Source organism: Paenibacillus sp. (genome assembly GCF_035645235.1).
In the GTDB taxonomy this organism is placed as follows: Bacteria; Bacillota; Bacilli; order Paenibacillales; family YIM-B00363; genus Paenibacillus_AE.
The window spans coordinates 1-11,374 of the sequence record NZ_DASQMZ010000127.1 but is presented as its reverse complement, the minus strand read 5'-3'; the positions used below and the strand labels follow the sequence as shown (position 1 = coordinate 11,374).

At 63.1% G+C, this 11,374-nt stretch carries 11 protein-coding genes and 1 pseudogene; 2 read left to right on the top strand and 10 right to left on the bottom strand.

The window, feature by feature from the left end; all coding sequences use genetic code 11:
- The 5 genes and pseudogenes from VEZ38_RS12285 to VEZ38_RS12265 form a co-directional block, all read right to left on the bottom strand.
- Positions 1 to 305, bottom strand: a pseudogene (locus VEZ38_RS12285) (single-stranded-DNA-specific exonuclease RecJ); the annotation flags it as partial.
- Positions 306 to 334: 29 nt separating this feature from the next.
- Positions 335 to 1,294 carry a cation diffusion facilitator family transporter gene (locus VEZ38_RS12280; protein WP_324893750.1) on the bottom strand — a complete coding sequence of 320 codons (960 nt, stop codon included), beginning with the start codon at positions 1,292 to 1,294 and terminating at the stop codon, positions 335 to 337.
- A complete protein-coding gene (gene secF, locus VEZ38_RS12275) occupies positions 1,291 to 2,181 on the bottom strand; it encodes a protein translocase subunit SecF (protein ID WP_324893748.1) in 891 nt (296 codons plus the stop codon). The genes VEZ38_RS12280 and secF overlap by 4 nt, the downstream gene beginning before the upstream one ends.
- Positions 2,171 to 3,397: a protein translocase subunit SecD gene (gene secD / locus VEZ38_RS12270; protein WP_324893752.1), complete on the bottom strand. Its 1,227-nt coding sequence runs from the start codon at positions 3,395 to 3,397 to the stop codon at positions 2,171 to 2,173. Before secD ends, secF begins: the two co-directional genes overlap by 11 nt.
- 199 nt (positions 3,398 to 3,596) lie before the next feature.
- Positions 3,597 to 4,013, bottom strand: a complete 417-nt coding sequence (locus VEZ38_RS12265) for a post-transcriptional regulator (RefSeq protein ID WP_324893747.1) — start codon at positions 4,011 to 4,013, stop codon at positions 3,597 to 3,599.
- 96 nt (positions 4,014 to 4,109) lie between these two features.
- Between VEZ38_RS12265 and spoVB the strand changes: the two genes are divergently transcribed.
- Positions 4,110 to 5,672, top strand: a complete 1,563-nt coding sequence (gene spoVB / locus VEZ38_RS12260) for a stage V sporulation protein B (protein WP_324893745.1) — start codon at positions 4,110 to 4,112, stop codon at positions 5,670 to 5,672.
- A gap of 3 nt (positions 5,673 to 5,675) precedes the next feature.
- On the opposite strand, the gene VEZ38_RS12255 is transcribed toward spoVB, so the two are convergent.
- Positions 5,676 to 6,362, bottom strand: coding sequence for a DUF421 domain-containing protein (locus VEZ38_RS12255; RefSeq protein ID WP_324893743.1), 687 nt, complete (start codon positions 6,360 to 6,362; stop codon positions 5,676 to 5,678).
- A 185-nt stretch (positions 6,363 to 6,547) separates the two neighbouring features.
- On the opposite strand from VEZ38_RS12255, the gene VEZ38_RS12250 reads away from it, so the two are divergent.
- Positions 6,548 to 6,940 carry a TIGR04086 family membrane protein gene (locus VEZ38_RS12250; RefSeq protein WP_324893741.1) on the top strand — a complete coding sequence of 131 codons (393 nt, stop codon included), beginning with the start codon at positions 6,548 to 6,550 and terminating at the stop codon, positions 6,938 to 6,940.
- Positions 6,941 to 7,065: 125 nt separating this feature from the next.
- Here VEZ38_RS12250 and yajC read toward each other — a convergent pair whose 3' ends face one another.
- The 4 genes from yajC to VEZ38_RS12230 form a co-directional block, all read right to left on the bottom strand.
- On the bottom strand, positions 7,066 to 7,374 hold the full coding sequence (gene yajC, locus VEZ38_RS12245; protein WP_324893739.1) for a preprotein translocase subunit YajC: 309 nt from the start codon (positions 7,372 to 7,374) through the stop codon (positions 7,066 to 7,068).
- Positions 7,375 to 7,407: 33 nt separating this feature from the next.
- The gene (tgt, locus tag VEZ38_RS12240; protein WP_324893737.1) at positions 7,408 to 8,550 is read right to left on the bottom strand and encodes a tRNA guanosine(34) transglycosylase Tgt; all 1,143 of its coding nucleotides are present in this window, start codon (positions 8,548 to 8,550) and stop codon (positions 7,408 to 7,410) included.
- A gap of 18 nt (positions 8,551 to 8,568) precedes the next feature.
- Positions 8,569 to 9,612, bottom strand: coding sequence for a tRNA preQ1(34) S-adenosylmethionine ribosyltransferase-isomerase QueA (queA, locus tag VEZ38_RS12235; protein ID WP_324893735.1), 1,044 nt, complete (start codon positions 9,610 to 9,612; stop codon positions 8,569 to 8,571).
- A gap of 5 nt (positions 9,613 to 9,617) precedes the next feature.
- Positions 9,618 to 11,374, bottom strand: a 1,757-nt coding sequence (locus VEZ38_RS12230; RefSeq protein ID WP_324893733.1) for a SpoIID/LytB domain-containing protein, incomplete at its 5' end; no start/stop codon positions are given.

The window sequence follows — 11,374 nt, the reverse complement described above, 5'->3', positions numbered from 1 at the left end:
AATAGTCGAACGAGCAGCGATGCGGCGCTGACGCCGTCCGCGTCGTAGTCGCCGTACACGAGGAGCCGCTCCTGCCGCTGCAGCGCCTCCCGAAGACGGGCGACGGCCGCCGGCATCCCCGCCAGCAGCAGCGGGTCGTGGAACACAAGCTCTTCCGAAAGAAAAAAGGCCGCCTCCTCCTCCGTATGGCCCCTGGCGGCCAATAAGGAAGCGAGCAGCGGACGAACGCCGAGCGCGGCGCATAACTGTTGTACGCGCGCCGGGTCCGGCGTCGGAACCGACCAGCGCGTCTTGGGTGAAAGCATACGTATCGCTCCTTATGTTCTGTGCTTGCTTAGTGCAGAAGCGACGGCGTTTCGTCTTGCGCGGCGTCTCCGACATTTTTATACGGAAACCCCGGATCGTACGGATTCACGTGCACGAACACGTCGGACACGTGGGAAAACTTGTTCATCAGCTCGTGCTTGACCGCCTTGGCGATGTCGTGGCCCTCCAGCACGGTAATGCGCGGATTGACGCTGATCTTCGCGTCGACGATCACGTAATGGCCGTGCTCTCTGGCGCGCAGCTCGTCGACCGTAATGACGCCCTTCACATGCTGCGCCGCCTGCACGAGCTCTTCCGCGTCCTCCGTATGGAGCACATGGTCGAGCGTGTTATGGATCGCTTCCATAATTAATCTGTAGCCCATAAGCAGCACGAGACCGGCGACGAGCAGACCGGCGACCGGGTCAGCATAGGCGAGCCAGCCGATGCCGTACCGCCCGCCAAGCACGGAGCCGGCGACGCCGACGAGCGCGGCGCCCGACGCCATAACGTCGCTGCGGTGGTCCCAAGCGGTCGCGATGAGCGCCTGGGAGTTGAGCTCTTTCCCGAGGCGAAATTTATACCGGAACAAAATTTCTTTCACGACGATCGCGGCTACCAACGCCCAGATGGCGTACGCCTCCGGGACCGGAATCGGCCCTTCGGTGAAAAATATCGTGACAATCGCCCCGCGCGCGACCTCGAAGCCGACGAGGAGCAACAGGACCGATACGATGATCGCCGCGATCGATTCCGCTTTGCCGTGGCCGTACGGATGGTCCTTGTCCGGCGGCCGCTTCGCCGCGCGAAGTCCGATCAGCACGGCGAACGAGCCGGCGACGTCGGAGGCGGAGTTCGCGGCGTCGGCGATCAACGCCTTGGAGCCGGAGAAGAAGCCTACGACGCCTTTCATAATGGCTAACGCCAAGTTTCCGATGATGCCGAGCCAGGCGGCGAACTCCGCCTTGGCGAATCGTTGCTCCGTCATTTCGACCTCCCGAGGCTCCCTTTTTTCATCACGTACCAAATCGGAGACGCGATCCCTATGGAAGAATATGCGCCGGCGACGAGACCGATGATGATGGCGAGCGAGAACAGGCGAATCGACTCGCTTCCGAAGACGAACAGCGCGATGGCCGCGACGAGCACGGTGAGCACCGTGTTGATCGAACGGGTGAACGTCTGCCAGATGCTGTTATTGACGACCTCCGCGAGATCGTCCTCCGACTTCAGCTTGGCGAAACGGAGGTTTTCGCGGATCCGGTCGAAGATGACGATCGTATCGTTGATCGAGTAACCGATAATCGTCAGCACCGCCACGATGAACGGCAAATTCACCTCGAGCCGGAAAATGGAGAAGATGCTGATGACGATGAACGCATCATGCAGCAAGGCGACGATGCCCGCCAGCGCGAAGCGCCATTCGAACCGGATACTCACGTACAAAATGATGCCGAGGCTCGCCACGAGCACCGCGATGACCGCGTGGCGCAGCTGCTCGCGCGCCAGCTCCGGATCGACCGTGTTCACCTCGCGCGACACTTGGTCGCCGAACTCGGCCTTGAACAGCGCCTCGAGCTTCTCGACCTCTTGCGAGGTCAGCGTGCTCGGAAAACGGATCGTGACGCGGCTGCCGTCGCCGCCGATCGTCGGATGCACGCCGGTATACCCCGCCTCGGCGACGATCGCCTCGGCCTGCTCCGCGGTGATCGGCTTGCCGATCTCGACGTCCATGTTCGTCCCGGCGCGGAAGTCCACCCCGTAATTCAGGCCGGCGAACGCCAGCATGACGATGCCGATGACGGTAATCGCAATGGAGAACAGGAAAAATTTATTGCGATGCTTAATGAAATCCAGATATATCTTATAACGCACTGATTTCGTCCTCCTTCACGCCGAAATACTTCGGATGATCGACCGCCTTGCTCCGTACCAGCAAGGTAAGCAGCAAGCGCGAAAAGAGGACGTTCGTAATAATACTCGCCACGATGCTCGCGATGAGAATGACGCCGAAGCCCTTCACCGAGCTCGAGCCGAGGAACAAAATGACCGCGGCCGCGATGATCGTCGTCAAGTTCGCGTCCATAATCGTCCGGAAGCTGTTTTTCGAGCCGGACCGCAGCGCGGAAGACACTTTCTTGCCGCTTCGAATCTCGTCCTTAATCCGCTCGTACGTGATGATGTTCGCGTCGACCGCCATGCCGATGCCTAATACGAACGCGGCGATGCCGGGCAGCGTCAGCGTCACGCCCATCAAACGGAACGACAGCATCAGCAGCCAGGTGAAGGCGATGATCGACAAAGCGGCGATGAGCCCCGGGATCCGGTAGACGACCGCCATAAATACCAGCACGATGATCATGCCGATGACGCCCGCGAGCAGCGTCTTCTCGAGCGACTGCTGCCCGAGCGTAGCGCCGACGCTCTGCGTATATTTCTCGGTAAGCTTGAGCGGCAGCGCGCCGAGGTTGATGACGTCGGCCAGCTCTTTCGCTTCATTGAACGTATAGTTTCCGGTAATCGACGCTTGTCCGTTCGCAATAACGCTCTGGACGTACGGCGCCGAGAGCTGCTTCTCGTCCAAGTAGATGGCGAGCGGCTGTCCGAGCAGACGTTCCGTCACGTCGCGAAATTTCTCGGCGTTCTTGACTTGGATCGCGATATACGGCTGGCCGGCCTGGTCGAATTGCACCGAGGCGCCGCCCTGCACGAAGTCGCTGCCGATCATTTCCTTCTTGCCGTCCGGCCCGCGGAACGTCAGCTCCGCCGGCTTGTTTAAAATTTCCCGCACCTCCGCCTCGTTCCGGGCGTCCGGAATCTTCACGCGGATGCGGTCGGCGCCTTCCGGCGTAATTTCCGGCTCGCTGGTGCCGATCGCGTTCACGCGCGTCTCGAGGCTCCGGGCCGTCTCGCGAAGCGATTCGCGCGTCACTTCGGCGCCGCCCTCGAGCGGGGAAGCGACGTACAAAATTTCGAATCCGCCCTTTAAATCGAGCCCCAGCTTCACGCTCTTGGCGAGCGGCAAGCTCGTCCCGGCGACGACGCCGAGCGTGACGAGCACGATGAGGACGAAGGCCGTCAGTCGTTTCATATCCATAGTAGACAGCGTTGCTCCCTTCCCTGTGTCCAATAGTCTCATTATACCTACCGCCAAAATGCGAGTCAAAAAAGGGCTTCCAAAGAAAAACCTCCCCCGCTTCCCCTTGCAAGCCCGGCTTGTTCGGCTTGTCCGGCGAATACGGAAGAGGCTCCCCGTCGGATCAGGCGACGGCGGTCGGACCGGCAGGCGGTTACGGCTTCGGCTCCCGCTCCGCTTGCTTCCACGCGCTCAGCGTCATCCAGTTCATCAACCCCGTCGCCCGGAGCGACATAATGTCGTTCACGAGCTTATGTAAGGGCGGCAATTCCTTATATTTCGAACTGACGCAGTCCCAGACGTCCTTGCCCGTCACGCTGTCGTAGCCGAGCATCCGAAACTCGTCCGCTTTGCTGTTGCAAATCGTCTCAATCATCGCGTTGAGCGCCTCGTCGTCGAGCGGCTCCGCCCGATCGTCGGCCTTGGGTTCCGCCTCGTGCTCCGCCTCGTGCTCCGCCCCGTTCTCCGCCTCCCGACCGCGTTCCCCGTACCCTTCGCGTCTCTCGCGTTCCGACTCGTCCCGCTCCCAATCGGTCATGCGCATCCCCCAATCCGAATCGATTACGCCCATTGTACCACAAAACCTAGCATGATGGTGGGACACGCCTCATAACCATGTAGTATCGCTTGTACCAGCGGCAGTATTTCGCGAAAGGGCGCGTGTTCCATGACCAAGCAATCGTTCATCCGCGGCACGATGATTTTGCTCGCCGCCGGCCTGCTCAACCGCATTCTGGGCTTCGTCCCTCGCATTACGCTGCCGCGCGTCGTCGGCGCGGAAGGGGTCGGCCTGTATCAGCTCGGCTACCCGCTGCTCGTCGTCCTGCTCACGGTCATTACCGGGGGCATACCGCTCGCCGTCGCCAAGCTCGTCGCCGCGGCCGAATCGGAGGGCAACGAGCGTAAGGCGAAAGACGTCCTGCGCATCGCCCTCGCGCTCGCCGTCCTGCTCGCCGTCCTCTTCACCGGGGGGCTGCTGCTCGGCGCCCGTTGGCTGTCGACGGAGGTGCTGAACGACGATCGGGTGTATTACACGCTCCACGCCATGAGTCCGATGCTGCTCGTCGTCGGCGTCTCGGCCGTCTTCCGCGGGTATTTCCAAGGACGGCAAAACATGATTCCGACCGCGTTGTCCCAAACCGCCGAAACGCTCGTCCGCATCGTCGCGATGCTCGCTCTCGCTTACGCGCTGCTGCCGTACGGAATTCCTTATGCGGCCGCCGGCGCCATGCTCGGCGTCACGATCGGGGAGGTTTGCGGCTTAGCCGTGATCGTCTTCCAATATTTCCGCACGCGCGGGGCGTATAAAGCGTTCAACCAAGCGACCATCGGCGTCGGCGGCGCGCCGCGCCGGCTGGGGGCCTCCTTAAAGGAGCTGCTGCGCATCGCCGTACCCGTCACCGGCAGCCGCATGGTCGGATCGGCTTCCTACTTCCTGGAGTCGGTCATGACGGTCAAGGCGCTCGCCGTCGCCGGCGTCGCCGTCGTCGCGGCCACGACCCAATACGGCGCTCTGCAAGGCATGGTCATCCCCGTGCTGCTCCTGCCCGGCGTGCTGACCTATTCGCTGTCCGTCTCGCTCGTCCCGACGCTCGCCGAGGCGGCCGCCAGAGGCGATATGCGCCTTATTCATATGCGGCTGCACCAAAGCCTGCGCCTCGCCCTCGTTACCGGCGCTCCGTTCGCGGTGCTTATGTACGTGCTGGCCGAGCCGATCTGTTACTTTCTCTACAACGACGCCGAGGTCGGCGGCATGCTGAAGCTGATGGCGCCGGTCGCCATCCTGTTATATTTCCAAGGCCCGCTGCAGGCGACGCTGCAAGCGCTGGACCGGCCCGGCACCGCGCTGCTGAATACGTTCTATGGCGCTGCCATCAAGCTGACGCTCATTTACGTCCTCGCGACGCAGCCGCAATTCGGCATCTACGGCGTACTCGCCGCGATCAACGTCAACATCGCGCTCGTCACCATTTTGCACTGGAACAGCGTCGTGCGTCTCGTAAAATATTATTTTCCGATCGGGGATTTGCTGAAGACGGCGGTCGTCGGCGCGGCCGCGGGCTGGCTGGCGCACGAAATATACCTCGGCGAGTGGCATCCTTCCCCGCTGGCGCGGTTCCTGGCCGCGGGTTTCGCCGCCGCAGCGGCTTATTTGGTCGGCGTGGCGGCCTTCGGGCTGATCGATCGGGACGACCTCGGACGTCTCCCGTTCTGGAAGCGCCGGAAATAACCGCTACTTCTTGTCGATAAACAGTCGCCCGCGGTGATCGATCGTGCAAAGAAACACGTCTTTCACGTCCTTGACGCCCCGCGACTCGAGCTCCCTTTTCAACCAAAACCGGGTTTGTCCGATTTTCTCCAGGCCGTCGTTCTGCACCTTGCCGTCCATGATCAGCGGCACGGGCAAGCCTTCATAGCGGAACGTCGGCTTCACCTTCACGGAAGGGTCGGCCTTGCTCTTGAGCGCGTACTCGTCTTTGGTCATCAGCGTCAGCCGCCCCGTCGGCTCGAGCACCGCAAACTCGACGTCGGCCACGTTCGAGACGTTCTTCTCGCGCAGCTGCAGCATGAGATCGTCTAGACTGTACCGTTGCTTTCTCATCTCCTCGCGGTCGAGCTTGCCGTTCGAGATGAGCGGACTCGGCTTGCCCTCGAACAACAGACGCAGCTTCCGGCTCTTCAGCGTGATGTAGGCGATCAAAATTTGCGTGACCGCAAGCACGGCCATCGGCAGCACGCCTTCCCAGATCGGGCGGGACGGGTTTTCGACGACGATGACCGCCATCTCCGTGATCATAATCGAGATGACCAGATCGAAAACGGACAGCTTGCCGATTTCGCGCTTGCCCATCACGCGGATGACAAGGTAGATGATGAAATAAATCAGCACCGTTCTCGAGAAAATCGTTGCCGCCTCCATGAGGTCCCTCCTTCGCGTCGGAAACATCGCGCAACGGTGGAGCGCATGGGATATTTTGACCGAGGGCGGACGGAGGCATGCAGCGGGGAACGACGTAAGTTTTGGCAGCTTGGTCTTTTTTCGGCAGCTTGGCCATATGGTGTAGTAATCGAAAGCATCTCGAAATCAAGGCGGAGGTCGATCGAATGAATCCGATGAAAAGCGTGTCTTCCGGCGTAAAAGCGGGCTCTCCCGTCCTCAGGGGGCTCATGGTATCTCTTGCGTGCATGGCGGCGGCCACGGTCGTCGCGTCCGCGATTTACAAATTCACCGGAGCGAAAGAAGGCTCCATGACGACGGCGGTGTACATCATTCACAGCATCGCCCTGTTTATCGGCGGCCTCGTGACGGGCTTCCGTTCGGGCCGCAAGGGCTGGTATTACGGCGGGATGATGGGCGTGTTTTACAGCGCCGTCGTCGTCTTGATCGGCTTCCTGAGCTACGACGCGGCGTTCACCGTGTATACGCTCGTTCTGCTGCTGCTTTCGTTCGCGGCCGGAGCGCTCGGCGGAATGATCGGCGTCAATCTGCGGCGGTAGCGGCCGGCCGTTCCATTGCAACCTCGCGTGCCGCGTCGAGCCGCATCCAGGCGATATCCCCCACACGAATAAAAGCCTCTTGGGGTCATGGACTCCAAGAGGCTTTCGTATTTGTTTCGTTCCGCTTATTCCCCTGCCGGCGCGCTCGAGACGACGCTGTCGATCGCGCTGCGGTTGAACGTCAGCCGCGTGGAATCGTTCACGAGCAAAACCATCGTATCGTCCGTCAGCTCTACGATCTTGCCGTGCATGCCGCCGATCGTGACGACCTTGTCGCCCTTCTTCACGTTCGCGAGCATCATGTTGCGCGTCTTAGCGCGCTTTTGCTGCGGGCGAATGAGGAGAAAATAAAAAATCGCGAACATGGCGATGAACGGGACGAGCGTCCCCCACATGCTTGCGCCGCCGGCGGCTTGCTGGGTCAAAACAAACATAGATAGGATTCCTCCTTATAATGGATCGGGGTGCTAAAAGCCCCGAGCGTTCTCTTCGTTGAGCCCGTACTTCTCGAAGAACGCGTCCCGGAAGTCGCCGAGCCGATCCTCGAGAATCGCCTGGCGCACCTTGCGCATCAGGTCGATCAAGAAGTACAGGTTGTGGTACGTCGTGAGCCGAATGCCGAACGTCTCGTCCGCTTTAATCAAGTGACGAATGTAGGCGCGAGAATAGTTCCGGCACGTATAACACGAGCATTCGGGATCGAGCGGTCCGAAGTCGCGCTCGAACTTCGCGTTGCGCACGACCAGCCGGCCTTGGCTCGTCATCGTCGTTCCGTTGCGGGCGATGCGCGTCGGCAGGACGCAGTCGAACATATCCACTCCGCGAATCGAGCCGTCGATGAGCGCGTCCGGCGACCCGACGCCCATTAAATATCGGGGCTTGTTCGTCGGGAGGAGCGGCGTCGTCACCTCGAGCATCTCGTACATGAGATGTTTCGGCTCTCCTACGCTCAGTCCACCAATAGCATACCCCGGGAAATCCATGGAAGTCAAATCGGCGGCGCTTTGTTTTCGGTATTCCGGGTACATCCCGCCCTGCACGATCGCGAACAAGCCTTGCTCGTTCGGCCTCGCGTGCGCCTTGAGGCACCGTTCCGCCCAACGCGACGTCCGCTCGGTCGATTGCTTCACGTACGCTTCGTCCGCAGGCCATGGCGGACATTCGTCGAACGCCATCATGATGTCCGGGCCGAGCGCGTTTTGGATGTCCATCGCCTGCTCCGGTCCGATGAACAGCTTGTCGCCGTTCAGATGGGAACGGAAATGCACGCCTTCCTCGGTAATTTTCCGAAGCTCGCTCAGCGAAAACACCTGGAAGCCGCCGCTGTCGGTCAAGATCGCGCGGTCCCAGTTCATGAACTTATGGAGCCCGCCGGCCTCTTTCACGAGCTCGTGACCGGGCCGGAGAAAGAGATGGTACGTATTGCTGAGGATAATGCCCGCGCCCATCTCCTTCACTTCTTCCGGGCTCATCGTCTTTACCGTCGCCTGCGTGCCGACCGGCATGAACGTCGGCGTGTCGAAGCTGCCGTGCGGCGTATGCACGCGGCCGAGCCGCGCGCCGGTTTGCTTGCAAGTTTTAATTAATTCGTACGTTATGGGTGCCGTCATCCGCGTACCAACTTCCTTCTAAGAAATAAACATCGCGTCCCCGAAGCTGAAGAACCGGTACTCCTGCTCCACCGCTTCGCGGTAAGCCGCCAGCACGCGTTCCGTTCCGGCGAGCGCGCCGATCATCATGAGCAGCGTCGAGCGCGGCAGGTGGAAATTCGTCAGCAGCGCGTCGACCGCGCGGAATTCGTATCCGGGATAGATGAAAATGTCCGTCCATCCGCGGAGGTCCTCGCTCTGCCCCGCCAGGATGCGGTCCGCCGCCGTCTCGAGCGTCCGAGCCGACGTCGTGCCGATCGCCACGATGCGCCCGCCGTTCGCCTTCGTCTCCCGCACGAGCGCCGCCGTCTCCGCCGGCACCTCGTAATACTCCGAATGCATCTTGTGCGCGTCGACCGTCTCGACGGAGACGGGTCGGAACGTGCCGAGGCCGACGTGCAGCGTGACGGATGCGGTGCGAATGCCCGCGTTCCGAATGCGCTCGAGGTACGCCTCGGTGAAATGCAGGCCCGCCGTCGGCGCCGCCGCCGAGCCGGGCTGCTTCGCGTAGACGGTTTGATAGCGGTCCCTGTCTTCGAGTCGTTCCTTAATGTACGGAGGAAGCGGCATCGTGCCGAGCCGTTCGAGCAGCTCTAGAAAGACGCCTTCGTAGCGGAAGGCGACGATGCGGCCGCCGTCCTCCGTCTCCGATTCCACCGTCGCCTCCAGCAGCGGCGCATGCTCGTCATCCCCGAAGCGAATGACCGCGCCCGTCTTCAGCCGCTTGCCGGGCCGGGCCAGCGTCTCCCATCGGCCATCGCCGAGGTCCTTCAAGAGCAGCAGCTCCGCCTTCGCTCCCGTATCGGCTTTCCACCCGTACAGGCGCGCGGGCAGCACCTTCGTATCGTTCATGACGAGCAAGTCGCCGGGCCGCAGCTTATGAATCAGATCGGAAAATTGCAAATGCTCGACGGCCCCCGTCCGCTTGTCCAGCGTCATCAGCCGGGAGGCGGTGCGCTCGGCGAGAGGCGTCTGCGCGATCAGCCGCTCCGGCAGCTCGAAATCGAATGCGTCTACGTTCAATTCGTTCATTCCTTCACGATACTAGCGTCTTTATAGTAGTATTGCAAAATTTTCCTATAGTCATACCCCAGCTCGGCGAGCCCGAAGGCGCCCCACTGCGACATGCCGAGGCCGTGTCCGAAGCCCGAGCCGAGGAAGCGGAAGCCGGGCTCCCGCGTCGCGACGCGCGCGGTACCGCCGCCGTCGGCGATCAGGTACTGCTCCGCGGCGATCGGCTTCGCGGCGCCGCCCGCGCCGACCGCGTACAGCGCCGCCGCGCCGGTCGGCGCGGGCAGCTCCGTCTTGCGGCCGTTCGCGCCGAGCACCGTCACGGCCGCGGTCTGTTCGACTTCGAAGCGGCCGCTCGGCAAACCGAACAGCGTGCGGTATTGCTCCGGGCGCGCGACTTGCGCTTCGACGCCGTTGATCGCGACGCCGGTCACCCGGCCGCTGGCCGCCCCCCGCCGCGTCACCTCGATCGTCCGCAGATCGCCTGCCGCCGTAACGGCGGCGGAAGCGACGCCGCTGGCCGCCATCTGCAGCTTGAGCCGCGCCGCGTCGATCGGCCCTCGAATCCATTGATATGCGGTGGATTCCATATCGCGTCCGATGACGGTGAGGGCGGTGCCTGCGGCGAGCGTCGCGATCGCCGCGTTCGTGTCGTTGTTTACGTACGGCGCGAGGCGGACGTTGACGCCGGCCTCGGCGACGGCGCCCTTCGGGAAGCCGGCGGCGTTGACCGCGCCCGTGAGGCGGACGAGATCCGACCGGATGTACCCGATGCGCTGATCGGGCAGCACGACGCGGTACCAGACGAGCTTTTTCCGCTCGGCGGCGTCGTCCGGACTCGGCGTCGAGGCGATGCCCGGGATCGGAGCGCCCCACACCTCGCTCGGATCCGCCGTGCGGTCGCCGGCGTTGCTGTGATAGAAGGCGTCGAGCAGCGTCCCGCCGGGCAGCGTCAGCCGCTCGCCGGCCGTCGCCGCCGCCGCTTCGACGATGACCGGAAATTCCCGTTCGACGCCGCGGTACGCTTGATCGAACGTCGTATCCGTCACGTGCGCGACGCCGTATTTCCAGCCTTGTTTGAGGACGTACGTCCGCGCCGCCACCGCCTGCGCCTTCAACACCTCGGTGGGCCACGACGCGTCGAGCTCCGCGCCGACGACGGAGGCGACGTACGTCTCGAGACCGACGCGGTTGACGACCGCGAGCGCGCCGTTGTAGGCGAACACGTCGATCGCGCCGCGGTATTGCCGGCCGAACCGCTCCGCGACGCGCACTGCGCCCGAAGCGGCCGCCGGCTCGGCGGTCAGCTTGGCGCCGTCGCCGCCGACCGCGAGATGCCGGACGGCCGCGGCGAGCGCCGCGCCGTCGCCCGCGCGGTCGCGCCGTAGGGCCGCATACCGCACCGTCGGCGCGACCGGCGTTGCGGCGAGCCCCGGGATCGCCGCGGCCGCAGCCGCGAGCGACTGCTGCAGCGCCGCGTCGTCCGCCGCCCCGCCGATCCACAGCTCGTAGCGGACGACGCCGCCTTCGCTCGTCAGCGCGGGGACGGCATAGACGCCTGCGTCCCATAGCGGCCCCGCGGCCGCGAGCGCCTCCGCTTCGGAGGCGTGCGCGCTCGCCCGCGCATAATGCGGCCCGCGCAGCGTCATCGCCGCCCCGGCGAGGCGGGTCGCGACGGCCGCGTTGCCGGCGAGCGCCGTTCGGGCCGCGTCGGCCGCGGCCTTCGTCCCGTATGGACCGGCTTCGACCGCGTACAGCGGCGCCCCGCCCTTCG

Bases quoted from the DNA above. Each gene is read 5' to 3' on its own strand.
- VEZ38_RS12280 (WP_324893750.1), bottom strand. From the start codon at position 1,294: ATGACGGAGCAACGATTCGCCAAGGCGGAGTTCGCCGCCTGGCTCGGC.
- secD (WP_324893752.1), bottom strand. From the start codon at position 3,397: ATGAAACGACTGACGGCCTTCGTCCTCATCGTGCTCGTCACGCTCGGC.
- VEZ38_RS12265 (WP_324893747.1), bottom strand. From the start codon at position 4,013: ATGGGCGTAATCGATTCGGATTGGGGGATGCGCATGACCGATTGGGAG.
- spoVB (WP_324893745.1), top strand. From the start codon at position 4,110: ATGACCAAGCAATCGTTCATCCGCGGCACGATGATTTTGCTCGCCGCC.
- VEZ38_RS12255 (WP_324893743.1), bottom strand. From the start codon at position 6,362: ATGGAGGCGGCAACGATTTTCTCGAGAACGGTGCTGATTTATTTCATC.
- VEZ38_RS12250 (WP_324893741.1), top strand. From the start codon at position 6,548: ATGAATCCGATGAAAAGCGTGTCTTCCGGCGTAAAAGCGGGCTCTCCC.
- yajC (WP_324893739.1), bottom strand. From the start codon at position 7,374: ATGTTTGTTTTGACCCAGCAAGCCGCCGGCGGCGCAAGCATGTGGGGG.
- tgt (WP_324893737.1), bottom strand. From the start codon at position 8,550: ATGACGGCACCCATAACGTACGAATTAATTAAAACTTGCAAGCAAACC.